The sequence below is a fragment of the Pseudoduganella sp. jia 12 genome, assembly GCF_055502675.1.
Genome location: NZ_JBUXKP010000001.1, coordinates 125,541 through 150,309 on the forward strand (window position 1 = coordinate 125,541; position 24,769 = coordinate 150,309).

Sequence of the window (24,769 nt, forward strand, 5' to 3'; positions counted from 1 at the left end):
ATGCATTAAGGATAAGCCTGCAGGCGTCGCGAAGCACCCGAATGTGCTTTTGACCACAACAAAAACAAAAGGTTCTGGCAATTCGCACCCGCATTGACGCAGATTTGCGGCAGCCTGTTCGAGACAAGGGCACCACCGGAATGCCTGGCAAGCTTCGGGGCGAGGCGCGCCGTCGAAGACACTATGCCCGTATGGCGGGACGGAACAACGCGCCCATGGCGCTTCTGCCTGGCGTCCACGACATGGCCTGTCAGCCGTGCACCAGCCTCGTGATCTCGATGAGCCGCTGCGGATACTCCCGGGCCAGCTCGTCGATCAGCACATGGCGCGCGTCGTCGGCCGGCTGGTAGATCAGCTGCCCGTCGGGCGTGCAGTTGCAAAAGCCACGGCGGGCCAGCTCGCGAACGAGCTCGTCGGCCCGGGCCACGGATTGCAGGTAGAGCCGCTGGGCAATCGCTTCGGTGGTCCAGATCTGGTCGGGCGCGCCGTGCAGCAGCAGCAGCGCTTCCAGGAACGGTACGGATGGCAGCGTCAGCACGAAGCTGCGCAGGGTGGGACTGATTTCCTGCATTGGCTCTCTACTGGTGGCGGGCGGCACGGCCGCTTGCCGGTGACATGACACCCGCGCACGGCGCGAACCGGCGCGCGGATGTGCAGCTGGGTAAACCATTTGGCACGCCCGTGCGTTGAGTGTCACGGAAGACAAGCTGGACAGTCAACTGCCGCGGCCGGCGGGCGTTGCCCGATGGACGGAACAAACCGCGGAATTATATTCCTAAAAATGTATTTATGCCACGCACGAAGGAGATGCGCAAGCCATGAGCAGCACCATGAAATCCGACGGCAGGACGCCGGACGGCGCCCCGACGCCACACCTGGAAGCGCTGCAGAAGCTGCGCATCGTCATCCGCGCGGCGCAGCGCCATTCCCTGTGGATCGAGAAACAGTGCGGTGTGAACGGCGCGCAGCTGTGGATCATGCAGGAACTGGCCGACGTGCCCGGACTGCGCGTGGGCCAGGTCACGGCGCGCCTGGCCATCGCGCAGACCACGACCAGCAACCTGCTCGATGGCCTCGTAAGGAAGGGTTACGTCGTCAAGACGCGCGACCTCGAAGATGCGCGTGTGGTAAAACTGGCATTGTCCGATGCCGGCCAGGCATTGCTGGACACAGCGCCGAAACCGGCGCGCGGCCTGCTGCCGGAAGCGCTGGCAAAGCTGGACGGTGCCGAACTGGCCAAGCTGAACACGGGCCTGCAGGGCCTGCTGGAATCGATCGAAGACCTGGACGAAGGGTTCGGCCTGCAGCCAATGCCCTTCACGATGTAAACACGCATATCGCCACATGGCATTCAGCAAATAGCATATCGCCACATAGCAGATCGCCACATGGCATATCGCCACATATAAAGGAACGGAATGAACGACGAGCAGCGCGGCACCGACCGCGAACACTCGCGAAGGAAGGACGATACCCCGCGTTATCTCGACCACGGCGATTCGGTGTTTTCCCTGTGGGGCCGGGTCATCCGCGCGCGCTACCAGCGCATCGCCGCGTCGCTGACGCGCCATGTCATGCAGCGACCGCTGCGCATCGGCATCTCGGCACGCATCTTTCATCCCGAAGCCGGCGCCACGGGCCTGCGCAGCAAGAACCTGCAATACCTGGAAGAGTCGATCGCGCACTGGGTGATGTCGCGCGACGTGCTCGTGTTCATGATCCCCACCGTGAACACCAGCGGGCTGCTGCATCCGTCCAACATCCGCTTGCGCGACTATGCGCGGCACCTGGACGGCCTCGTACTGCAGGGCGGCGCCGACGTATCGCCGCACACGTATTCCGAAGCGCCCACCCGCCCCGAATGGAGCGGCGACCGCGCGCGCGACATGTATGAACTGGAACTGCTGCATGAATTCGTGGAAGCCGGCAAGCCGGTGATGGGTATCTGCCGCGGCTGCCAGCTGATCAACGTGGCGTTCGGCGGCACGCTGTACCAGGACATCGCCACCGACGTGCCCACTGCGATGCCGCACGTGCACGACGACTATGACCGCCACCGCCACGAGATCAGCTTCCCGCCCGGCTCGTCGCTGGCCAAGCTGTTCAAGGAAACCAAGGGCGGTGTCGTCAACTCGATCCACCACCAGGCCGTGAAGACGCTGGGGCGCGACATGGATGTCGAGGCACTGTCGGTGCCCGACCAGATGATCGAGGCGATCCGCTACCGCAAGGCGCCGTTCGTGATGGGCCTGCAGTGGCACCCGGAATTCCACCGCGCCGGCGGGCAGGAACTCCTCGATTGCACCGGCATCCTCGACAACTTCCTGCGCGTGGCGCGCGAGACGCGGTTCTAGCCTGCGGCGTTCGCGTGCTGGTGTCTGACACTATTTCCGAGCGACTCATCCGGAAATGGTGTCAGACACCGGTGGTTGGTGGATGTATCGGGGGACAACCGGTGTCGGACACCTTTTTCCATGAAGCCGGAAAAAAGTGTCCGACACCAGAAGCAACATCAAGCCCCTCCCCTATCGCATCGACTGTCAGCGCCGGCCGCGGAAGCGCTGCACGGCCGCGTCCACGATGCCCTCCACGCTGCCGCTGGAGGCGAACTGGTCGCGCAGGTATTGCGCGTCGCTGCCCATGTGCGTCACCTGCACCAGGTGGTTCAGCGCGGCGCTGCCACCGAGCTTTTCGGCGTAAGGATCCATGCGCCGCAGCGTGGTGAGGATGTCCTCGCGCAGCGACAGGCTTTCGTAGGTTTTCGGGTGCACCACGGTACCATCGAGGCCGAAGCGGCATGCCTGGAAGCGGTTGTAGTTGTAGACGAGGTAATCGTCCTCGGCCGGCGCTTCCTCTTTCCGGTCCAGCAGGTAGGCGCACAGCGCCTGCAGGTACGAGGCCAGCGCGGCCGCCCGCTCCACCGTCAGCGGCGTGTCGCACACGCGCAGCTCGATGGTGCCGTATTCGGGCTTCGGGCGCAGGTCCCAGTAGAAGTCCTTCATGCTCTTGATGACGCCCGTGTGCTCCATCTTGGCAAAGTAGCCGTTGGCGAATTCGTCCCACGACAGCGTGAACGGCGCGCGGCCGCTCATGGGGAACGCGAACACGGAATTCAGGCGCGCCGAATTGAACAGCGTGTCGCCGCCCTGCACGAACGGCGACGAGGCCGACAGCGCGATGAAGTGCGGCAGGTAGCGCGACAGCGAATGCAGCAGGAACAGCGCGTTGTCGCCATTGCCGGTGCCGATGTGCACGTGCTGGCCAAAGACGGTGAACTGCTTGGCCAGGTAGCCGTACAGCGACGAGACTTCCTTGAAGCGGGGCTTCTCGAAGATGCGGCGGTCCACCCACTTCTGGAACGGGTGCGTACCGCCGCCGCAGATGCCGATGTTGAGCTTTTCGCCGGCCTGCACGAGCGTGTCGCGCACCTCGTGCAACTGCGCCAGCAGCTCGTTGTGGCGGGTATGCACGTCGCTGTTAATCTCGATCATGCTTTCCGTGATCTCCGGCGTCACGTGGCCGGGGAACGGCTTTTGCGCCAGCAGGTGCAGCAGGTCCGGGCTCGACGCGGTGAGGTCGTAGTCGGAAAAACTGACGAGCTGCAGCTCGAGCTCCACGCCCATCGTCAGCGGCGTCGATTCCTTGAACGGTTCCAGTGCCATGCTTATACCTCTTTCGTCGTTTCACGCGCCCAGATCAGGGCACGCTGGGTAATGATGGGGCCGAGCACTTCCATGAACACGGTCATCGCCGCCACGGCCGCCAGCTCGTCGATGAACACGACGCCGGAATTCTTGGTCTGCTCGAGCAGCAGCACGACGAACACGGACATCGGCGCCAGCGCCATCCCGGTGGCCAAGCCCTTGCGCCACGGGATGCCCGAAAGCTGCGAGAACGCGGCCACGCCGGCCGTCTTCACGGCGAAGCGGGCGATCAGCAGCACGAAGGCCAGCATGCCGCCGTTGACGACGTTGTTCCAGTCGAGCGTGGACACGGCAAACACGAACAGCAGGATCATCAGCAGTTCGCCGATGGCGCCGAAATTGCGCTGGGTGCGCGTGAAGGCCACGCGGCGATGGCGCGCCGTCAGGCCGAAGGCCAGCGTGGCCAGCACGGGCGACAGGTCGTATGCATGCGTGATCGCCACCAGGATCACCACCACCAGGGCGAATGCCAGCGTGCCTTCGCGCGCCAGGTTGCCCAGCCGGCGCAGCACGGCCGGCACGAGCATGCCGCACACGGCGCCCAGCAGGGCCGACGACACCAGCTCGATGGCCGACAGCGAAATCGCCTGCGTCAGGCTGCCCGACGTGTTGAAGACCCAGAAGCCGACGATGACCTTGAACGTCAGCACGGCCAGCACGCAGTTCAGCGCCACCAGGTGGAGCAACCGTTCGGTGGCCTGGCCGGAGCTGCGCTGCTCGTTGATGACACGCAGCACCCCGGCCGGCGACGTGGACATGGCCAGTGAAGCCAGCAGCAGCGACGGCATGGTGTCCATGCCCCAGAGGCTGGCGATCAGGTAGACGATGGCGAACGTGGCGAAGCTCTCCGCAAGGCCGCTGACGGCCACCCACGGGTTCACGCGCAGCCAGTTCAGGTTGACCCGGTAGCCCAGCTCGAACAGGATCAGGCCGAACGCGACGTTGGCCATCACGGCGACGGGACTGCCCGCCTCCGTGGCGAACAGGTCCGGAAACGCCTGGGCACACACGAAGCCGACGAGGCCATACACACTGATACGCGGAAGGCGGGTATAACGGTGAATGAATTCGCCGGCGAGCCAGGCGAGCAGGACAGCGAGCGGCCACGCGAGATCGGCCGAGATGACCAGGAAATCTGGCATTAGGGTTCCTCCTATTGTTGGGTACTTGGGCCGGGCAGGATCGGCGGAAACTACATTTGCGCGAATGTAGTTGATAATGACCGGTGTTGCAAGGAAAACTCATCCGTAAGATGACTATATAGCAAGATCCGTCCCGGCGTCGCACAGCTCGCTGCAGTACAATGCGGACACTTATCGATATACCAAGAGGATAACCATGCTGGAACTGGTCAGCGAGCATGCCTGCCATGGCGGCGTGCAGCGCTTCTACAAGCACGACTCGCAGGCGATCGGGCTGCCGATGCGCTTTTCCGTCTTCATTCCGCCGCACGCCGCGGGATCGACCCTGCCGGCGCTGGTCTACCTGGCGGGGCTGACCTGCACGGAAGAGACCTTCATGACCAAGGCCGGCGCGCAGCGCGTGGCGGCGGAACTGGGCCTGGTGCTGGTGGCGCCGGATACGAGCCCGCGCGGTGCCGGCGTGCCCGGCGAGACGGATGCCTGGGACTTCGGCGTGGGCGCCGGCTTCTATCTCGATGCGACGCAGGAGCCGTGGGCCCGGCATTACCGGATGGAGAGCTATATCCACGAGCTGCGCGAACTGGTGGTGCGCGAATTGCCCGTCGACGGCGCGCGGATCGGCATCTTCGGGCATTCGATGGGCGGCCATGGCGCGCTGACGCTGGCGCTGCGTCGGCCGGACCTGTTCAAGTCAGTATCGGCTTTCGCGCCGATCGCCGCGCCGGGCCAGTGCCCGTGGGGCCGCAAGGCGTTCATGGGCTACCTGGGCGCGGACGAATTCGCCTGGGCCGAGCACGATGCAACGGTATTGATGGCGCACCGCTGCACGCCCTTCCCGAACGGGATCCTCATCGACCAGGGCCTGGCCGACAAGTTCCTGCACGAGCAGCTGAAACCCGAGCTGTTCGAGACGGCCTGCGCGAAGGCGGGCCAGCCGCTGACGCTGCGCCGGCACGCGGGCTACGACCACGGGTATTACTTCATCACCACGTTCATGGAAGATCACCTGCGCTGGCACGCGCCGCAGCTGTAGTGCCCGAAGCTTCGCGCTTTACGGCCCGATGCATCACAGCTTTATGCATCACAGCTTTATGCATCACAGCTTCATGCATCACAGCTTGATCTCTGTGCCCAGCTTCTGCAGGAACTGCGCGATCCATTGCGGGTGCGCGGGCCAGGCGGGCGCCGTGACGAACTGGCCGTCCGTCACGGCGGCATCGACGGCGATGTCGGCGAAGTCCGCGCCGGCCAGTCTCACTTCCGGCGCGCAGGCCGGATAGCAGGAGATCTTCCGGCCGCGGATCACGTCCGCCGCCGCCAGCACTTGCGCGCCATGGCACACGGCGGCAATCGGCTTGCCGCTGTCGGCGAACTGCCGGACGATCTCGATCACGCGGGGATTCAGGCGCAGGTATTCGGGCGCGCGGCCACCGGCGATCGCCAGCGCATCGTAGTTCGCCACGTCGACATCGTCGAACGCCGCGTTCAGCGTGAACTGGTGGCCGGGCTTCTCGGTGTAGGTCTGGTCGCCCTCGAAATCGTGGATGGCCGTCTTGATCTTGTCGCCCGCGCCCTTGCCGGGGCAGACGGCGTGCACCGTGTGCCCCACGGCCTGCAGTGCCTGGAACGGCACCATCGTTTCATAGTCCTCGGCGAAGTCGCCGGTCAGGAACAGAATGGTTTTGGCTGCCATGCTTGCCTCCCCTGGTTGAACGAAAGGCAATCATAACACCAAGAAAAACTGGGGTGATACGGCATCCCGGCGTACCCCTGTTTAGAGGCAATAATCCAGCCTTGGATAGCACGAAAACGGGAACGAAAAAAACTGGGGACAGACCCCTGTTTTCAGGCAAATAGTGCCTTTAAACAGGGGTACGTCCCCAGTTTGTTTGTGTGGAAAGCTTACGCTTCCTTCTTGTGCAGCACGCTCTTGATGGTGGCGGCCAGGTCTTCGGCCACGAACTTGGCCACGTAGGCGTCGGCGCCCACGCCCTTCACGTGATCCTCGTTGGTCTTGCCGGACAGCGAGGAATGGATCACCACCGGGATCTTCGAGAAGCGCGGGTCCTGCTTGATCTTGCGGGTCAGCGTGAAGCCGTCCATCTCCGGCATTTCCAGGTCGGTCAGCACGAGCGCGACGCGGTCGGCCACGTCGATGCCTTCGGCCTTGCAGCCCACGGCGATGCTGTTGAGTTTGTCCCACGCTTCCTTGCCGGACTTCGTCATCACGAACGGCGCATGCATCGCCTGCAGGCCCTGTTCGATCAGGTTGCGCGCCACCACCGAGTCGTCCGCCGCCAGGATGAAGGCGCCCTGCTTCAGCGCGATGGTCGGAATCGATTCCGGATCCACTTCCTTGCCTTCGACCGGCACCATGCGGCGCAGGATCGTTTCCACGTCCAGCACCTGGGCCAGTCGCGTGCCGGCCGTGTCGCCGTCGAGGCGGGCGATCGAGGTCACCATGCCGGTGGCGTTGCTGCCTTCGGCGGTCAGTACCTGGCTCCAATCCATGCGCACGATCTCTTCCACCGATTCCACGGCGAAGGCCTGCGTGGTGCGGGCAAATTCCGTCACCAGCATGATGTTCAGGCCGGTCTTGGGCTTGACGCCGACGATCGCCGGCAAGTCCATCACGGGGATGATCTGGCCGCGCAGGTTGACCACGCCCAGCATGTGCGGCTGCGCGCCGGCCACCGCCGTCACCGGCGGCATCGCCACGATTTCACGAATCTTGAACACGTTGATGCCATACAGTTCGGAACGGTCGCCGTTCTCGTCGCCACCAAGGCGGAACAGCAGCAGTTCGAATTTGTTCGTGTTGGTGAGGTTGGTACGTTCGTCGATGTCCTGTTGTACGCTTTTCATCAGTGTTCCCCGGTCGTCATAGGTGGCCGCCTGGCGGCGCGAATGAAAGTGAGTATAGGCGAGAAAACTTCGCGCACTGTCGTTCCTGTACATTAAGCTAATGACGAATAGTGCCGAGAAACAACACTTTGTGGCGCGACGGGAACGGGACTACGCGGAATGACGGGCACGGCGGATTGCAACGAAAAACGGCAGCTCGAAGGCTGCCGTTTTGAATCCTGGAGCGGGAGAAGAGTCTCGAACTCTCGACCTCAACCTTGGCAAGGTTGCGCTCTACCAACTGAGCTACTCCCGCAGAAGAGGCATGATTATGCCAGACCGTTTTGACAATTACCAGAGTCGGTTGCAAGGATTTCGCCACGGGCCCCGTGGCCGCCCCTGGAGAAGCTGGGCCGCGCACCGTCGGTGTTCTTTGCACTTTTTGCCGAGGAGCGGCCTCGGCAATGCTAAGCAATTGAAATTGCAATATAAATTTCCCTGGCACTATTAATGCTCTGGTGATGGCTACCCGGTGTGCGCCGGGTCACGCCAACCAGCCAACTCCAGGGTCCAACATGATACGAACCTATAAAACATTGCTCGTGGGGGCCGCGGCCGCCACATTCGGCATGCAGTCCGCAAGCGCCAGCACGTTCGCCTCGGCGATCCTCGACATGAGCAACTTCAAGATCCTGAACGCCAAAGGCGACGTGTACAAGAACACGGATTTCACGAAACTCGTCGGCGTGAACGATGCGCACGCCACGGCCTCGCTGAACGCTCTCCAGGTGAGCAGGTCGGCCATCGGCCCCAGGCCGGACGTGGCGCACCAGTGCGTGGGCACGCCCTGCCCCGCCTTCGGCGAAAACAACTTCACGCCCTACCACTCGCTGGCGCCAATGAGCGGCAACTTCGGCTACGCGGACCAGAACTTCACGGGTTCCGGCATTTCCATGAATGGCGCCGCCGGCGCGCATTCGCAAACCCGGGCCGACGTGGCCACCAACCTGAATATGCAGTTTGCCAACAGCAACTCGTCGGTCGGCAGTTCGAACACGATGTCGTTCCGCCTCGACAAAGCCGATTCGATGACGATCTCGTTCGACGCCATGGCCTATGCCATGGCCTACGCGTCGCCCGAAGGTCGGCCCGTCACGACCGCGAACGCGCGCATTTCCTGGAGCGCGAACATCGTCGACCTCGTGACCGGCACCTCCATCTTCCACTACGCACCTGGCGAGCTCAACGGCATGGCCACGGTCAGCCGCACGCACGGCAATACCGGCACATCGCTGTACAGCCTGCCCGTCGACGCGGGCCACTTCACGGCGACGTCGCCGCTGCTGCTGGCCAACCGCGACTACCAGATCACGGTGCAGCACAACACGCTGGTGAGCGCGCTGCAGCAGGAAGTGCCGGAACCGGCCTCGCTGGCGATCCTCGGCGCCGGCCTGTGCGCAATGGTGGCGGTTCGCCGCCAGCGCCTGCGGCGCGCCTGACCGATCGATTTTCCTGTTCGCCCGCGGCGCCCGCCGCGGGCTTTTTTTTGGGGCGCCAGCCGGCAAGCCCGTTCCGGACCTGCTTGTCGCGCCCATCCTCCTATAATTGCAAAGTTTCACTTTCACATCAACACAAGGAGCAACTCGCAACGATGGATTCGATCGAAATCGTACTGGCCATGCTGCTGGCCGTGGTGGCCAGCGCCTATCTCGTTCGGGTATTGCCGGTCGCGCTGCCCTTGCCGCTCGTGCAGATCGGGCTGGGCGCCGCGATCGCCGGCTACACGGGCCACGGCGTGCAACTCGATCCCGGGCTGTTCTTCCTGCTGTTCCTGCCGCCGCTGCTGTTCCTCGACGGCTGGCGCATTCCCAAGAGCGGCCTGTTTCGCGACAAGGGCATCATCCTCGAGCTGGCGTTCGGCCTCGTCATCTTCACGGTCGTCGGTGCCGGTTTCCTGATCCACTGGCTGATCCCGGCAATGCCGCTGCCGGTGGCGTTCGCGCTGGCGGCCATCGTGTCGCCGACCGATCCGGTGGCCGTCGGCTCGATCGCCTCGCGCGCGCCGATCCCGAAACGGCTGATGCACATCCTGGAAGGCGAATCGCTGCTGAACGATGCCAGCGGCCTCGTATGCTTCCGCTTCGCCGTCGCCGCCGCGATGACCGGCACGTTTTCGCTGACCCAGGCATCGCTGACGTTCGTGTGGCTGGTGGGCGGCGGCATCGCGGCCGGCGTCGGCGTCACGCTGCTGGTAACGTGGACGCAGCGCTGGCTGTTCCGGCACTTCGGCGAACCGTCCGGGTCGCCGATCCTCGTCAATCTCCTGATCCCGTTCGGCGCCTACCTGGTGGCCGAACATACGAACGCCTCGGGCATCCTGGCCGCCGTCTCGGCCGGTGTCACGATGAGCTACGTGGAGCTGTCCGGCCAGGTGATGGCGGCCACGCGCATCCAGCGTTCGGCCGTGTGGGACACGGTGCAGTTCGCATTGAACGGCGTGATGTTCGTGCTGCTGGGCGAGCAGTTGCCGGACATCCTGCACGGTGCCCGCGTCTCGCTGGACCAGAGCGGCCACCTGAATCCCTGGTGGCTCGTGCTGTACGGGTTCTCGATCTCGTTCGGCCTGCTCGTGCTGCGCTTCATCTGGGTGTGGACCACGCTGCGCATCACCCTGTACCGCAAGGACCGTCGTGGCGAAGCGGCGCCGCGCCCGCCACTGCGGCTGCTGCTGGCCACGTCGCTGGCCGGCGTACGCGGCGCGATCACGCTGGCCGGCGTGATGACGCTGCCGCTCACGCTGCCATCGGGCGTGCCCTTCCCGGCGCGCGACCTGACGATCTTCCTGGCCTCCACTGTGATCCTGATCTCGCTGGTGCTGGCCAGCGTGGCGCTGCCGCGGCTGCTGGCCGGCATGGACTTCCCGGAAGAGCCGGCGGAACAGCAGGAAGAAGACCTGGCCCGGCGCGAGGCGGCCAGCGCGGCGATCGCCGCCGTCGAACGGGCGCAGATGGAGCAGCTGCAGGGCGGCCTCGACGCCGACATGTATCCGGAAGCGGCGGCACGCGTGATCGCGCTGTACCAGCACCGCCTCGACAGCACGGCCGCCGTCGACGACGAGGACGTGGCCCGCTTCCGCAAGCTTGCCGCGGCCGAGCGCGTGCTGCGCCTCGCCGCGCTGCAGGCTGAACGCCGCGCCATCTTCAGCCTGGCGCGCCACGAGCACATCTCCGACGAGATATCGCGCAAGCTGGTGCGCGAGATCGATCTCGTCGAGGCGCGGCACAAGCAATGACGGACGCGCTGCAGCGGCGTGTGCGCCTCGTCATCGCCGCGGCATGGATCCTGTTCTGGATCCTGATGATGGTGACGGCGGTGCAGGATTTCCTGCGCAACGACGACGGTCCGCTGTGGCGCCCGCTGCTGTGGGAAGGTTCGTCCGCCGTCACCGCCACCCTGCTGCTGCTGGTGCAGCGCCGCTTCAGCCGCAGGCACGATGGCCTGGTGGCGCACCCGCGCGCCTGGTTCGCCCGGCAGGCGCCCTGGCTGCTGGCGTACTGGATCGCCTTCGTGCCGATCGCGTTCGGCATGCGCCATGCCGTCTACGCGATGGCGGGCGACGTGTACCCGCACGCATCGTGGCCCCGCGTATTCATCTACGAGAACATCAAGATCACGATATTCTTCGCCATCTTCGTGGTCATCATGTTCGGCGTGCTGTCGTGGCAGGTAATGCAGGCCGAGCGCCTGCGCGCCGAGCGCATGGCGGGGCAGCTGCGCACCGCCCAGCTGCACCAGCTCGCGCAGCAGGTGCAGCCGCACTTCCTGTTCAATACGCTGAACACGATCGCCGCCGTGATGCACGAAGACGTCGACCGCGCCGATGCGCTGCTGGTGCGCCTGGCCGATTTGCTGCGCGCCTCGCTGGGCAGCGGCGCGCAGCAGGTGCCGCTGGCGGCGGAACTGCGCCTGCTGCGCGGCTATGCCGACCTGATGGCCGAACGTTTCATCGATCGCGTGACGATCGCCTGGCATGTGGAACCCGGCACCGACGCGCTGCTGGTACCGGCCATGTGCCTGCAGCCGCTGCTGGAGAACGTGTTTCGCCATACGGTCGAACAGCGCAGCGGCCATGTTCGTATCGCCGTCACGGCGCGGCGCGACGGCGACCGCCTGCTGCTCGCCATCGAGGACGACGCCGGCACGCTCGATGGCCCGCCGGCCGCTGGCGGCACCGGCAGCGCGCTGGCGAACCTGCGCGCCCGGCTCGCCGCGCTGCATGGCGACGCCGCTACGTTGACGCTGGTAGCGCGGGCGCAGGGAGGCGTGCGCGCCGAGCTGGCGCTGCCCTGCGTGGAGGCCCCATGCGCATCCTGATCGTCGACGACGAACGGCCCGCGCGCGACCGCCTGCGCCGTCTGCTCGCCGGCCAGCCGGGCATCGATGCCGTCGACGAGGCCCGCGACGGCATGGAAGCACTGGCAAAGGTGGACACGTTCCAGCCAGACGCCCTGCTGCTCGATATCCGGATGCCGGGCCTTTCGGGGCTGGAAGTGGCGGCCTCGCTGCCTGCGCCCGCGCCGATGGTGGTCTTCGTCACCGCCCACGACGACTATGCGCTGCGCGCCTTCGACGCCGACGCCATCGACTACCTGCTGAAACCGTGCGATCCGGCCCGGCTGGCACGCGCGCTGGCGCGGTTGAGGGAAAGGCTCGATGCGCGGCTGGCGAACCGCGCGGCGCCAGGAACGCAGGCACTGCGGCCGGCCGCCGGGCTGCCGCTGCGCCAGTTGCTCGTCACCGAACGGGGCGTCACGCGCATCGTGCGCATCGCCGACATCCGCTGGCTGGAAACGGCCGACAACTACGTCGCGCTGCACGATGGCGCCGGCGCGCCGCTGCTGCGGCAAACGCTCGGCGGCCTGATGGCCACGATGGGGCCCGCCTTCGTCCGCTGCCACCGCCGCGCCGCCGTCCACCTGCCGTGGATCGCCCGCATCGTCGCCAACGACAAGGGCGACGGCCACGTGGAACTGACCGACGGCGGCACCGTCCCGCTGAGCCGGCAATACCGCCCCGCCCTGCTCGCCGCGCTGTCCGCCGCCACCCCTCTGCCACCAACCAGCGGATGAGCTCGTGTCCCGGTGCCTGGCAGCCGGACCATGGTCCGGCAACACGAGCTCAGCAGCAGCCAACCGCGCCGTTTCGCCCCGCGCCACTCCGTTTCGCCCCAGATCCCTCGCCGGCCCGCGCGCGCCGGTCCACACTGCCGTCATCCCTCTCCATGACTGCCACACCATGCCTACCGACCAACGCCTGTACTTCCTCGACTGGCTCCGCATCCTCGCCTTCGTCCTGCTGATCCTGTACCACACGGGCATGTACTACGTGACGTGGGACTGGCACGTGAAAAGCCCGCACGCCGGCGCGGCGATCGAGCCGCTGATGCTGCTGTCGTCGCCATGGCGGATGTCGCTGCTGTTCCTGGTCTCGGGCGCCGCGGCCGGGTTCCTGCTGAGGAAGGCGGCCACGGTCTCGTTCGTGCGCGGGCGCAGCGCGCGGCTGCTGGTGCCGCTGCTGTTCGGCATGCTCGTGATCGTGCCGCCGCAGCCATATTTCGAGGTCGTCGAAAAGCTGCGTTACGCCGGCAGCTACGCGGACTTCATGCGCCTGTACCTCCAGGCGTACGGCGGCTTCTGCAGGGATGGCGACTGCCTGGTGCTGCCCACGTGGAACCACCTGTGGTACCTGCCCTACGTGTGGGCGTACACGCTGGTCCTGGCGGCGCTGGCGGCCATTGCGGGCCATGCACGGCTCGCTCGCGCCGGCGCCCGGCTGGCGCTTTTGCTGGCGGGATGGAAGGCGCTCGTACTGCCGGTGGCGCTGCTGGCCCTCGTGCGCATCCTGCTCAAGCCCCATTTCGAGGAAACCCACGCGCTGGTCGACGACTGGTTCAACCATGCCACGTACCTGCCGCTGTTCCTGGCCGGTGCCGTGCTGTCCGGCCAAATGGCGTTCTGGGCGGAGCTGGAGCGCCTGCGCTGGCCGGCGCTCGGCATTGCGCTGGCCAGCTGGGCAGCGCTGGTGGGCTACTACTTGCAGCCTGAAGCCTTGCAGACGTGGCCGGTGGCCAGCCGCGTCGCATGGACCATGTGCCAGTGGTGCGCGATCGTGGCGGCCTGCGGCTTTGCCCGCCGCCACCTGTCGGGCGACGGCCCGGCACGGCACTACCTGGCGCAGGCCGTGTTCCCGGTCTATATCCTGCACCAGACCTTGATCGTCTGCTTCACGCGGCTACTCGCAGCTTCGGCGCTGCCGCCGGCCGCCGAAGGGCTGGTGCTGATCGTGCTGACCGTCACGGCCAGCTTCGGCATCTTCGAGATCGTGCGCCGCGTGCCGCTGCTGAGGCCGCTATTCGGCTTGAAAGGCAAGGATCGGGCTACAGAATGGGGCAAAGACGGGGCCAAAGACCGGACCGAAGACGGCGCCGCACACCGGGCCAAAGACAAGGCCCAGGACGGGGCCGCCGTGGCGACGGCAACCCGGTCCACCGGTTGACGCCCGGTTCGGCACTTCGGTTCCGTGCTTCGGCTCAGGACCTCAGTTCAGTACCTTGCGGCCGCGCTTGGCCCGCCCCATCTCGGCATCGGCCATCGCAAACGTTTCCTCGAGGTCGTAGCCGGGCTTGCGCAGCGCCATGCCCAACGCTGCCCGCACGTCTGCCGCGGCCAGCGCTTCCTGCACCCGCAGCAGCAGCGCCTGCGCATCGAAATAATCGCACTCGACCATCAGCATCGCGAACTCGTCGTCGCCCAGGCGAGCCACCGTATCGGTGCCGCGCGTAACGCCTTCCAGCGCCCGCGCGGTACGGATCAGCAGGCTGTCGCCGGCCGCCCTGCCCTGCGTGTCGTTGGTGAACTGCAGGTCGTCGACGTCGAGGGACACCACGCAGGCCGAATGGCCATAGCGGCTGCAGCGCTCTTCCTCGCGCTGCACCAGCAGCTCCCAGCCGCGGCGGTTGACGAGGCCCGTGAGCGGATCGCGGGTGGCATCGGCATCCACGCGGTCCGCGCGCCGCGACTCGGCCCCGGCATCGAGTTCGGTGGCGAGGATCTTGCTGAGCAGTTCGCCCATCAGGTTCACGGTATCGAGCTCGTCGCGCAGCGCCTCGGGCTGCGCCTGCGGGTCGATGCCGCACAGCGTGCCGAACAGCGAGCCATCCGAACGCCGCAAGGGCACGCCCACATAGGCGCCCGCCGGCAACTTCGCGGCCATGGGCACGTGGGCATAGGCGGGTATGTCAAGGGTCGATGGCGCGATGCCGGGGCCATGGCCCAGCACCATGCGCGAGCAGAACGTGTCGGTCCAGGGGATCGACAGGCCCGGCTTGACGCCGTAGCCGCCACCCTGCCCCGCTTCGGCCTCGTCCGCATGCAGCACGATCCAGTCGTCTCCTTCCGTCCGTGTCACCATCCACAACTGCAATCCAGTCCGGCGGCGCAGATAGGCCATCGTGGCCTGCGCCGCCGCAGCGAAATCGTTGATCATGCACGCCTCTCGGTTGTCATTACGCTGCCACATTATGCACCCAAAGAACGGCCGGATCACGGCCCAAAGGCTAACGTGTGCTCCGCTTGCCCCGGCAGCAACGGCGTGGCGCGCCCGCGCACCCAGTCCGCGTGGCCGGCCAGGAAGTACGGCGACAGCGGATGGCCGCTCTGCCCGCCCGGCATGTTGAAGATGCCGCCCTCTTCCTTGCCGGGCGAAACGGCGAAGCGCTCGGACTGGCCGAACGTGGGGCCGGCCACGCGCGGCATGTTGCTGTCGCCGGGCAGCTGGTCGGCCGGCACGCTCAGCCATTGGCGCAGCGCCGGCACGGCCCCGGCGATCGGGTGCGCGATCGCCGCCGTGTTGAAGACACCCCACGTGGCGTCGCGCAGCGGCTTGCCATCCGGTGCCAGGTCGGCGATCGTACGGTCGAGCGCGGCCAGTTGCAGGTCGCGCCAGCTGGCATACTGGCGCGGCAGCCAGGCGGCCGGCTGCTCGGCGAGGAGGCGCTCGAGCACGTCCGGCCAGCGCTTGCCGGCGAGCGCCGCACTGCCGTTCCACTCGTGCAGGTGCGAGTTGGCGCCGCCGTACAGCAGGTCGTACAGGTTCCACATGAAGCCGCGCGCGATCCGGTAGCCGCTTGCTTCCACGCTGGCGCGCCCCGTCCAGCCCGAGCGCAGCAGGCGCGCGGCTTCGGCGCGCTGCGGCCTGGCCTTCACGGCGGCGGCGTCCAGCAGCGCCAGCGCCCGGTCGCGCCACGGCGCCAGGAACAGCGCGCGGTCATCCAGCATCACGCCATACACGCCCTTCTCGTCCGTCCGCGGGCCCAGCGCCGCGAGCGCGTCGCGTGCCTGGCGGGTGCGCGCACCCAGGTCGTAGCCGCCGTCGCCCAGCAGCGCGGCGCCCGGCCCGGCCAGCTGGCGGCTGTTCGCCGTCACGAGCTGCCCCGCGGCGGGGTTCACCACGCGCGGGTATTCGGCGCCGCGCAGCCAGCCCTGCCAGCCGGCGCTGCCCTCGGCCAGCGGATACGTGGCATCGGCAGCGCCGGCGCGGCGCGGCAGCGGCCCGGCAATGGTCCAGCCGATGTTGCCGGCTGCGTCGCCGGCGATGAAATTCTGCGCCGGCATGCCGGCGGCATTGGCCACCGCCAGCGCCTCGTCGAGCGTGTCGACCGTTTCCAGGCGCCGCAGGTTCACGTTCAGCAGCGTGCTTTCGTGGGCGATCCAGTGCAGCGCATAAGTGCGTCCGGCGCTGTCGAACAGCGGCCCGCGCGACGTTTCGCGCACCGTCAGCGTCTCGGCCGGCGCGCCTTTCACGAGGATGGTTTCGCGGTGCAGCGCCGGCGTTTCCCACTTGCCGTTCAGCCGCACCTGGCCGGGCCGCGCCGGGTCGGCGGTGGCCGGCACCAGGTCCTGGAAGTCGCCATAGCTGTTCGTGAAGCCCCACGCCACGTGGCCATTGCTGCCGACCACGACGAACGGCGTGCCGGGCAGCGTGACGCCGACGATGCGGCGCGTGCTGCCGTTGCTGCCCGGGACCTGCAGCAGCGCGCGGTACCACGTGTTGGGCAGCTTGATCCCCAGGTGCATGTCGTCGGCCACGATGGCGCCGCCGGTCGCGCTGCGCGCGCCGGCCACGGCCCAGTTGTTACTCCCTACATTGCTTTCCATCGTGTCGAGCGTTTCCGCCGCCGCCAGCAACGCCGCGTCGCGCGGGCCGGGTTGCCCCCACCACGACGGCGCCGTGGCGGGAATCGGCGCCGGCGCGAGCGGGATGTCGGCGGCATCGACCGGTGCATCCCAGCGGGAGGCCGGCGGCAGCAGGAATGCCAGTTGCTCCGGCGTCGAATTGTCGCGCAGCCAGCCGCGCGACAGTTCGCGCCGCGCGCCGGCTCCCTGCAGGTCGAAGTACATCGCCCAGATCACCAGCAGCGTGTCGTGCGCCGACCAGGCCCGCGGTGCCTGGGCCAGCAGGCCGTATTCGAACGGCCGTGTGCCCAGCGCGTTCAGGCCGTCGTTGACGCCCGTCGCGTAGCGCTCGATCAGTTGCTTGTCGGGTTCGGAAAGGTGGCGATAGGCTTCGGCGGCGCGGGCCCGGAAGCGGTGCAGCCGGTGTTCGCGGTCCGTCGGCAACGCCTTCGGGCCGAACAGTTCGGCCAGTTCGCCTGCCGCCACGCGGCGCAGCAGGTCCATCTGGAAGAAGCGGTCCTGGGCGTGCACGAAACCGGTGGCATAGGCCACGTCGAGCCGGTCCCCGCCGGAGATCGATGGAATGCCCAGCGCATCGCGATGCACGGTCACGGCGCCATGCAGGCCGGGCACGGCGCGCTTGCCGTCGAGCTGGGCCAGGCTGCCGCGCAGGAAAAACCATACCGTCATCACCACGACGACCGCCAGGGCCAGCACGCCCCACCCGATGCGCCGGACCCAGCGGCCCCTGCGTCCTGCTGCCATGCATCGCCTCCGCGAAGTTTCTCTGCGGCGCATCTTGCCAGAAATCCAACGCAAACGGGAACAAAAAAGTGTAAGCGGCGAATCGCGCCATGGTAGAGTGGAACGGCCCGTGTCTCACCGTTAAATCATGTTCGCACCGCCGAAACCCGATAACGAAGCCTCCCGCATTGCCGCCCTGTATGCCCTGCTGGTGCTCGACACACAGCCGGAGAAGCGCTTCGACCGCATCGTCGAATTCGCGGCAGCGGAATTCGACGTGCCCATCGCCCTGATCACCCTGCTCGACAACGACCGCCAGTGGTTCAAGGCGGCCATCGGCATGGGCGCCACGTGCCAGACCAGCCGCGACATCTCGTTTTGCGGCCACACGATCCTCAAGAGCGAGATCATGGTCGTCGAGGATGCCGGGCTCGATCCGCGCTTCGCCGACAACCCGCTGGTGACGGGCCTGCCGCACATCCGCTTCTACGCCGGCGCGCCGCTCGTGCTGCCGTCCGGCTATGCGATGGGGAGCCTGTGCGTGATCGACACGCGCCCGCGCCGGCTCGGCGGCATGGAACTGGCTATCCTGTCCACGCTGCGCCACCTGGCGGTGCAGCAGCTGATCGGCAACGACGGCGGCAAAGACGGGGGAAAGGCGCGTGAGGCCGCCGACGCCTGAATCGCTGCCTGAATCGATGCCTGAATCGATGCCTCACTACCGCATGCCGGGTCGTGGGAATGATGCGCCGCATGGTGGCGCTGGCCGCGCGCCCGCCCTGGTCAGCCCGGCGGCACCGCGCATTCTTCCAGCGCGAACGGCAGCCGCAGCGTAAACACGCTGCCCTTGCCGAATTCGCTGCGCACGGCGATGCGCGCGCCGATCAGCGCGGCCAGCCGCTCGGACAGGTGCAGCCCCAGGCCGGTGCCTTCGAACTGCCGCGTGGTGCTCTGGTCGATCTGCGTGAAGGGCTTGAACAGCAGGCCGAGCTTGTCGGGCGCGATGCCGATGCCCGTGTCGATCACGTCGATCAGCACCGCGCGTTCGCCGGCGCCGTTGCCCCCCCCCTCGTCGATACTCACCTCCACCCGCACCTCGCCCCGCTCGGTGAACTTGACCGCGTTGTTCATCAGGTTGATGACGATCTGCTGCACCGCGCGCCGGTCGGTGCAGACGGTGACGTTGCGCTCGGCCTGCTTCACGTGCAGCGCCAGGCCCTTTTCATGCGCCAGCGGCGCGAACATCGCCGTCACGTCCTGCACGAGCCGGCGGCAGTCGAACAGCTCCCGGTTCAGCTGCACCTTGCCGGAAGCGATCTTGGTGATGTCGAGGATGTCGTTGATCAGCGAGAGCAGGTGCCGCGCGCTGGACTGGATCGTGCGCAGCTGCCGCTCCTGTTCCACGTTGACGGGGCCGGGCAGCTGCATCAGCAGCGTGCCGGTGAAGCCGATGATGGCATTGAGCGGCGTGCGCAGCTCGTGCGACATCGACGACAGGAAGCGGTCCTTCGCCAGGCTGGCGTCGGCCAGTTCGGCATTCTTGTCCTGCAGCGCGCGCTCGATGCGCTTGCGTTCGCTGATGTCGCGGATCGCGCTCATCACGAGCGTGCCCTCTTCCGTCGCCAATGGCGACAGGCTGATTTCGACGGGGAATTCCTCGCCGCTGCGGCGCAGGCCATACAGCTCGCGGCCGATGCCCATCGGCCGCTGCGAGGGCGCGAGCGAAAACGCGACACGCTGGCCCACGTGCTCGCGCCGGTAGCGCTGCGGGATCAGCACTTCGAGCAGCTGGCCGCGCAACTCGCCCTCCGGATAGCCGAACAGTTCGTCGGCCTGGCGGTTGGCCAGCACGATGCGGCCGGCCGCGTTGGCCATGATGATCGCGTCGGGCATCGATGCCAGCAGCGTGCCGAAACGGGCGCCGACCAGCGCCGCGTCGCGCGTCACGCGCAGCGGTGTCACGTCCTTCTTCGTCCACAGGATGCAGTCAGGCCGGCCATCGGCGCCGCGTATCGCCTTGCTCGAGCTGTCGATATAGACCAGCGAGCCATCCTTGGCGCGGCGCATCGATTCGTAGCTGGCCGACCCGTTGGCGAGCGTGTCGAAGAGGATGGTGCGTTCGGTGTGGAGCAGTTCGGGCGGCACGATCAACTCGCCCAGCGTGTGGCCGCGCGCTTCCTGCGCCGTGTAGCCGAACACGGATTCGGCGCCCTTCGTCCAGTACAGCACCACGCCATCGGTGGTAGTGACGACCACCGCGTCGGGCGTCTCGTCCAGAATCAGCCTGCCGAAATCGGTGTCGTCCATGTGGGTGCCTGGAATCCTTCACGGCAAGCTTACCGTCTTTCATGAATTTACCGAGCACGGCTCACGGCGGCACCACCTCGAACAGCAGCAGCTGCGTGACCTGGCGCTCGCTGAAATTGTCGTCCGTGACGAAGACCAGCGTGGCATGCCCGTTCGGCAGCGGCGGGCCGAAGGCGAAGCCCTCGACATTGTCGAGCACCGGAAGGCCGAGCGTGGCGAAGTCCAGCACCAGCCGCTTGGTGGCGGGCTTGAACGCGGCGCCGGCCAGGGCGGGCACGGTGCGGATGTCGCCCGCGCCGCGCAGGTCCGCCTCGTACAGGCGGATATGGTTGCGGTAGCGCCCATCGTCGCCCTGCACGGCCGAGCGCTCCAGCACCAGCAGCGTGCGCGGGCCGGTGGCGACGATCTCGGAAATGCCGTTGTCGGCGAACCTGCCCTCGCCCGGCCGCGCCGGAATGGCATCGAGCGGATAGGCATACTGGCCCAGCATATTGCCGGCACGGTCGAAGTGCGTGATGCGGGCCGGCGCGCCGTGCTCCAGCGTGGGCAGCGGGCCATCCTCCACCAGCGGCGCCTCCAGCGCCAGCCACAGGCCGGTGCCGTCCGGCGCGAACGACAGACCTTCCAGGTTCAGGTTGTTGCGCACGCCCCGCTCGTGGGCGGGCCGCTCGCGCAATGCCGGCGGCAGCGGCAGCTCCGCGCGCAGCAGGCCGGCGGCGTCGGCCTGGCGCACGAACGGATCGAGACCGAGGCGGCCATCGCCCTCGCTCGTGTACCAGATCGTGCCGTCGCGGGGATCGACGCGCACCGATTCGATATCGGCCACCACGCCGCCTTGCCCACGCTGGCGCACGCCCGGGTACGTGGCGCCATCGGCCTGGCGAAAATAGTGCACGGAGGTCAGTTCCACCGCATCGAACGAGCCTGGCGTGAAGCGCAGCCTGGCCCGGTAAAAGCGCGCGGGATCGATGCCCGAACGGTCATCGCTGGCCAGGATCCAGCTGCCCCGCGCCGCATCGTAGTCGATGCCGGACAGCCCGCCGACCGTGGTGCACTGGAATTGCGCCTTCCACGCAATGCGCTGCTCGCCGATGAAGCGCAGCGCCGCCACCTCGCGCCCGGCCGGCACCACTTCCCCTGCCGCGCATCCGGCCAGGCACAACGCCACCGCCCACATCGTCCAACGCACCATGGCATCCCGCATGTCCAGTCAACGCAGCATTATGCCCGAGCCCCCACAACCGTGGCATTCCAACAACGCACAACACCGGGGACAGTCCCCGCATTCCGGCAATATTTCCAGGAATCGGGGACAGTCCCCGATTTTTGGCAATGTTTGCCGGGGAGTATCAGGCGTGGCCGCCGTGGTGCAGCCGCTTGTGCATGTTGCGCAGCGTGAGCCAGACGGCGCCGGCGACCAGCGGGACGGCGATGCCGATCAGCGCGTCGGGGTTCGGCACGAGGCCGAGCACCTTGGCGCCCTTGATCGAATAGCCGAGCAGGCCGACGACGTAATAGGAAATCGCCGCCACCGACAGGCCCTCGACCGCCTGCTGGAGCCGCAGCTGCTGGGCGGCGCGGGCGTTCAGCGACTGCAGGATCTGCCGGTTCTGCGTTTCCTGCACGATGCCCACGCGGGTGCGCAGCAGGTCGTTGCTGTTGCCGATGCGGCGGGCCAGCGCTTCCTGCCGGGCGGCGACGGCTTCGCACGTGCTCATTGCCGGGGCAAGGCGCCGTTCCATGAATTCGGCGACGGTGGGCACGCCTTCGATCCGCGTCTCGCGCAGCTCGTCGATGCGCGTGTTGACCAGCTTGAAGTAAGCCTTCGACGCCGCGAAGCGGTAGCTGTTGTCGAGCGACAGCTTCTCGATCCTTGCCGCCAGGTGCGTGATCTTCTGCAGCAGCGACTGTTCGGTCGTGCCGTCGGACTGCAGCAGCGCCTCGGTGGCTTCGGCCAGCTCCTTTTCGACCGCGTTCAGTTCCGGCACGGCGCGCTGCGCGGCCGGCAGCGCATAAAGCGCCATCATCCGGTAGGTTTCGATTTCCAGCACGCGCTGCACGAGGCGCCCGGCCTGCTGCTCGCGCATGCGCACGTCGTTGACGACGAAGCGCGAGAAGCCGTCGGCCTGGATCGCGAAGTCCGAGCATACTTCGCCGCCCTGCATCACGTTGCTGGCGGCCAGCGACACGCCTTCGAACAGTTCCTGCACCGGCGCGTGGTCGCCGGCCCCGCCCTTGCGCAGGATGACGTGCGCCGCCACCAGGATCCTTCCCTTCAGCGACAGCAGCCACTCTTGCGGCACATGCTCGATCGGCATGCGCTCGAAGTCTTCCGCGTCGTCCGTGCGCTCGGCGAATGTGTACGTGGCGAACTCGGAATGCAGTTCCCACTTGAGCCGGAAGCGGCCGAAGTCATGGTAGAAGAAGCCGCCGTCGCGGGCCGGCGCGGTCACGCCGAAGTGCGCGCACAGCGCCGCCAGCAGCTCGTGCTGGGCTTGCGCATTATTGTTGCGGCCATGGCCGAACACGGCGATGTGCGACACGCGTTCCGGCGCGCGCAGCTTCAGGAACGGCCGCGAATGCAGTTCCGCCGCCAGCGGCACCCTTTGCGGGTGGTTCAGGCTCGAAAACACGAACGACATCAGTAAACCTCCTTGGCGGCGCTGCGCACGGCCGTGAGCAGCAGGGTGGCACCGGGCGACAGCAGGTGGTCCTGCTGCTGGATGATGCCGAAGGCATCCATCTTGAACGGCAGCTCGATCGGCAGGATCGTCAGCACGTTCAGCGACTGGTAGTAGCGCGCCACGTCCACCGGCATCACGTGGAGCGTGTCGGTCTGCTGCAGCAGCGCCGTGATCAGCAGCAGCGCCGTGGTGTCGACCGTATTGGCCGGCGGCTCAAGGCCGGCGCGGCGGAACATCATGTCCACGCGGTGGCGCAGGATGCTGCCCTGCGGCGGCAGCACCCACGGGTGGCCGGCGATGTCCTTCAGCGTGAGGTTGGTGGAACTGGCGAGAGGGTGGCCGATGCGCGCCACGGCGCACGCGGGTTCCTCGGTCAGTTCCTCGTAGGTGAGCCGCGAATTGGTATCGTGCTCGAGGATGCGGCCGATCATGAAGTCCAGCGTGCCCCGCTCGAGCATGTTGATCAGCGTGTTGGAAGGTTCCATGTGCACGCCGATACGCAGCAGCGGCGCCTGCTGCTTCACCTTGGCGATCGCCTTCGGCAGCAGCGACATGGCCGGCGTCATGATGACGCCCACTTCGACCTGGCCGACGAGGCCCGATTTCAGCGCCAGCACGTCGTCATGCGCCAGCGACAGGCTCGTGAGGGCCATGCGCGCATGGCGGATCATCGTTTCGCCGAAAAGCGTGGGCTCCATGCCGCGCGGCAGGCGCTCGAAGAGCTTCACGTCCAGCATCTCTTCGAGATCCTTGATCTGCTTCGAGGCCGCCGGCTGTGTCATGTGCAGCGTTTCCGCGGCGCGGTGGATGTTGCGTTGTTCGTCCAGCGCGATCAGCAGCAAGAGCTGCCGCGTTTTCAGGCGCGCGCGCAGGAACCAGTTGGGATTGAGTGTATCCATCGGCGAATCATATCATTGCCGAGTTTCACTGCGGCATCGGGTGAGCCACGAAGGCCGCGCCGAAACCCGCTTTCCCGGGTCTCGGCAGTCCTTACCAAACGGCGTCTTTACTTGCAGCTTGCCGTCGGGTTGGCGGCCGGGCCTTCCACGGTTTGCGGAATGAACGGGATGGTGCCGTCCGCGTTGTACTTGAATTCCTCGACCGCCACCGAGCGGCGGTGCTCGCCGCCCGCCGGCAGGTCGGCGTTGTGGTACACCACATACGACTTGCCGTTGAACTCCGCAAACGCGTGGTGCACCGTCTTGGTCTTCTTGTTCGCATCCATGATCTTGCCGCGGTAGCGCCACGGCCCCGTCGCCTTGTCGCTCGTCGCGTACACGGTGTACTCGGGCCAGTCGCGCGAGTACGACAGATAATAGATGCCGTTGCGCTTGTGCAGGTAAGGCGCCTCGGTGAACTGCGGCAGCCCTTCGGTGACGATCGGACCATCGAGTTCCGTCATGTTGCGCTTCAGTTTTGCGTACTTCAGCACCTGGTTACCCCAGTACATGTACGGCGTGCCGTCGTCGTCGATGAAGATCGTCGGATCGATGTCGTCCCAGCCGATATCGGTCTGCAACGTCTGCGCGTTGGTGATCAGCGGCTTGCCGATGGCGTCGCGGAAAGGACCGGTCGGGCTGTCGGATACCGCCACGCCGATCGCCTTGGCGTCGGCGGCCCGCTCGGACACCGTCGCGAAGAACCAGTACTTGCCGTCGTGCTTGACGATGTCGCTGGCCCAGGCGGAATCCTTGGCCCATTTGAACGTGTCGTAGCGCAGCGCGGTGCCGTGCTCCTTCCAGTTCTTCATGTCGCAGCTGGACAGCACCAGCCACTCGTTCATCACGTAGCCCTTGTCGTCGGGCGATTCGTCGCGACCCGCGTACACGTAGGCGCGGCCGCCGTCGACCAGCAAGGCCGGGTCGGCGGTGAACTTGTCCTTCACGAGGGGGTTGCCGGCCAGCGCCGTGGCGGCGCACAGCGTGGCCGCTGCGGTAATGATGGCACGATTGACTAAGGTAGGCATGAACAAGGTGTCTCCAAATCCAGGAACGTCGTTTCTGTGGGAGTACCCGCCGACGACGATGCCATTCAGATAAACCCCGAATGCGGCGACTGGGGTCAGACCCGTCGGGTCTGACCCCGGCACTTGCCGTCGGGGTGTATCCAGG

Annotated in this window: 21 protein-coding genes and 1 tRNA gene; 9 read left to right on the plus strand and 13 right to left on the minus strand. The window is 66.6% G+C overall.

Annotated elements, in window-relative coordinates:
* Positions 1 to 250: 250 nt before the first annotated feature.
* Positions 251 to 571: a hypothetical protein gene (locus ACY65G_RS00555; protein ID WP_464995429.1), complete on the minus strand. Its 321-nt coding sequence runs from the start codon at positions 569 to 571 to the stop codon at positions 251 to 253.
* A gap of 247 nt (positions 572 to 818) precedes the next feature.
* Between ACY65G_RS00555 and ACY65G_RS00560 the strand changes: the two genes are divergently transcribed.
* Positions 819 to 1,328: a MarR family winged helix-turn-helix transcriptional regulator gene (locus tag ACY65G_RS00560; RefSeq protein WP_464995430.1), complete on the plus strand. Its 510-nt coding sequence runs from the start codon at positions 819 to 821 to the stop codon at positions 1,326 to 1,328.
* Between the two features lie 90 nt (positions 1,329 to 1,418).
* Positions 1,419 to 2,354, plus strand: coding sequence for a gamma-glutamyl-gamma-aminobutyrate hydrolase family protein (locus tag ACY65G_RS00565; protein ID WP_464995431.1), 936 nt, complete (start codon positions 1,419 to 1,421; stop codon positions 2,352 to 2,354).
* Positions 2,355 to 2,540: 186 nt separating this feature from the next.
* On the opposite strand, the gene ACY65G_RS00570 is transcribed toward ACY65G_RS00565, so the two are convergent.
* Both ACY65G_RS00570 and ACY65G_RS00575 read right to left on the minus strand, forming a co-directional pair.
* Complete coding sequence (locus tag ACY65G_RS00570; protein ID WP_464995432.1) at positions 2,541 to 3,662, minus strand: YbdK family carboxylate-amine ligase; 1,122 nt, start codon at positions 3,660 to 3,662, stop codon at positions 2,541 to 2,543.
* A gap of 2 nt (positions 3,663 to 3,664) precedes the next feature.
* Positions 3,665 to 4,846, minus strand: a complete 1,182-nt coding sequence (locus ACY65G_RS00575) for a cation:proton antiporter (protein WP_464995433.1) — start codon at positions 4,844 to 4,846, stop codon at positions 3,665 to 3,667.
* Between the two features lie 196 nt (positions 4,847 to 5,042).
* Between ACY65G_RS00575 and fghA the strand changes: the two genes are divergently transcribed.
* On the plus strand, positions 5,043 to 5,879 hold the full coding sequence (gene fghA, locus ACY65G_RS00580) for an S-formylglutathione hydrolase (RefSeq protein WP_464995434.1): 837 nt from the start codon (positions 5,043 to 5,045) through the stop codon (positions 5,877 to 5,879).
* A 78-nt stretch (positions 5,880 to 5,957) separates the two neighbouring features.
* Here the strand turns inward: fghA and ACY65G_RS00585 are convergent, their stop codons facing one another.
* The 3 genes from ACY65G_RS00585 to ACY65G_RS00595 form a co-directional block, all read right to left on the minus strand.
* On the minus strand, positions 5,958 to 6,539 hold the full coding sequence (locus ACY65G_RS00585) for a DJ-1/PfpI family protein (RefSeq protein WP_464995435.1): 582 nt from the start codon (positions 6,537 to 6,539) through the stop codon (positions 5,958 to 5,960).
* 209 nt (positions 6,540 to 6,748) lie between these two features.
* Positions 6,749 to 7,711 carry a chemotaxis protein gene (locus ACY65G_RS00590; RefSeq protein WP_464995436.1) on the minus strand — a complete coding sequence of 321 codons (963 nt, stop codon included), beginning with the start codon at positions 7,709 to 7,711 and terminating at the stop codon, positions 6,749 to 6,751.
* A 219-nt stretch (positions 7,712 to 7,930) separates the two neighbouring features.
* Positions 7,931 to 8,006: transfer RNA gene (locus ACY65G_RS00595), tRNA-Gly, on the minus strand.
* Between the two features lie 259 nt (positions 8,007 to 8,265).
* Here ACY65G_RS00595 and ACY65G_RS00600 point away from each other — a divergent pair.
* The 5 genes from ACY65G_RS00600 (at position 8,266) to ACY65G_RS00620 (ending at position 14,245) form a co-directional block, all read left to right on the plus strand.
* Positions 8,266 to 9,189 (plus strand): EDSAP-1 family PEP-CTERM protein, encoded by a 924-nt coding sequence (locus tag ACY65G_RS00600; RefSeq protein ID WP_464995437.1) that lies wholly within the window; start codon positions 8,266 to 8,268, stop codon positions 9,187 to 9,189.
* Positions 9,190 to 9,341: 152 nt separating this feature from the next.
* A complete protein-coding gene (locus tag ACY65G_RS00605) occupies positions 9,342 to 10,982 on the plus strand; it encodes a Na+/H+ antiporter (protein ID WP_464995438.1) in 1,641 nt (546 codons plus the stop codon).
* Positions 10,979 to 12,064, plus strand: a complete 1,086-nt coding sequence (locus ACY65G_RS00610) for a sensor histidine kinase (protein ID WP_464995439.1) — start codon at positions 10,979 to 10,981, stop codon at positions 12,062 to 12,064. The genes ACY65G_RS00605 and ACY65G_RS00610 overlap by 4 nt, the downstream gene beginning before the upstream one ends.
* Positions 12,052 to 12,819 carry a LytR/AlgR family response regulator transcription factor gene (locus ACY65G_RS00615; RefSeq protein WP_464995440.1) on the plus strand — a complete coding sequence of 256 codons (768 nt, stop codon included), beginning with the start codon at positions 12,052 to 12,054 and terminating at the stop codon, positions 12,817 to 12,819. Before ACY65G_RS00610 ends, ACY65G_RS00615 begins: the two co-directional genes overlap by 13 nt.
* A gap of 166 nt (positions 12,820 to 12,985) precedes the next feature.
* Complete coding sequence (locus ACY65G_RS00620; protein WP_464995441.1) at positions 12,986 to 14,245, plus strand: acyltransferase family protein; 1,260 nt, start codon at positions 12,986 to 12,988, stop codon at positions 14,243 to 14,245.
* A gap of 42 nt (positions 14,246 to 14,287) precedes the next feature.
* On the opposite strand, the gene ACY65G_RS00625 is transcribed toward ACY65G_RS00620, so the two are convergent.
* Together ACY65G_RS00625 and ACY65G_RS00630 are read right to left on the minus strand one after the other, a co-directional pair.
* Positions 14,288 to 15,235 carry a GGDEF domain-containing protein gene (locus ACY65G_RS00625; RefSeq protein WP_464995442.1) on the minus strand — a complete coding sequence of 316 codons (948 nt, stop codon included), beginning with the start codon at positions 15,233 to 15,235 and terminating at the stop codon, positions 14,288 to 14,290.
* 56 nt (positions 15,236 to 15,291) lie between these two features.
* Complete coding sequence (locus ACY65G_RS00630) at positions 15,292 to 17,688, minus strand: penicillin acylase family protein (protein ID WP_464995443.1); 2,397 nt, start codon at positions 17,686 to 17,688, stop codon at positions 15,292 to 15,294.
* A gap of 127 nt (positions 17,689 to 17,815) precedes the next feature.
* On the opposite strand from ACY65G_RS00630, the gene ACY65G_RS00635 reads away from it, so the two are divergent.
* Complete coding sequence (locus ACY65G_RS00635; RefSeq protein ID WP_464995444.1) at positions 17,816 to 18,349, plus strand: GAF domain-containing protein; 534 nt, start codon at positions 17,816 to 17,818, stop codon at positions 18,347 to 18,349.
* A gap of 101 nt (positions 18,350 to 18,450) precedes the next feature.
* Here ACY65G_RS00635 and ACY65G_RS00640 read toward each other — a convergent pair whose 3' ends face one another.
* From ACY65G_RS00640 to ACY65G_RS00660, 5 genes are all read right to left on the minus strand, one after another.
* Positions 18,451 to 19,974 (minus strand): PAS domain-containing sensor histidine kinase, encoded by a 1,524-nt coding sequence (locus ACY65G_RS00640; protein ID WP_464995445.1) that lies wholly within the window; start codon positions 19,972 to 19,974, stop codon positions 18,451 to 18,453.
* Positions 19,975 to 20,035: 61 nt separating this feature from the next.
* Positions 20,036 to 21,166, minus strand: a complete 1,131-nt coding sequence (locus tag ACY65G_RS00645) for an esterase-like activity of phytase family protein (protein WP_464995446.1) — start codon at positions 21,164 to 21,166, stop codon at positions 20,036 to 20,038.
* Positions 21,167 to 21,323: 157 nt separating this feature from the next.
* Positions 21,324 to 22,616 (minus strand): DUF3422 family protein, encoded by a 1,293-nt coding sequence (locus tag ACY65G_RS00650; RefSeq protein ID WP_464995447.1) that lies wholly within the window; start codon positions 22,614 to 22,616, stop codon positions 21,324 to 21,326.
* A complete protein-coding gene (locus ACY65G_RS00655; RefSeq protein WP_464995448.1) occupies positions 22,616 to 23,557 on the minus strand; it encodes a LysR family transcriptional regulator in 942 nt (313 codons plus the stop codon). The genes ACY65G_RS00650 and ACY65G_RS00655 overlap by 1 nt, the downstream gene beginning before the upstream one ends.
* Before the next feature lie 107 nt (positions 23,558 to 23,664).
* Positions 23,665 to 24,624, minus strand: a complete 960-nt coding sequence (locus ACY65G_RS00660) for a glycoside hydrolase family 43 protein (protein WP_464995449.1) — start codon at positions 24,622 to 24,624, stop codon at positions 23,665 to 23,667.
* Positions 24,625 to 24,769 lie beyond the last annotated feature (145 nt).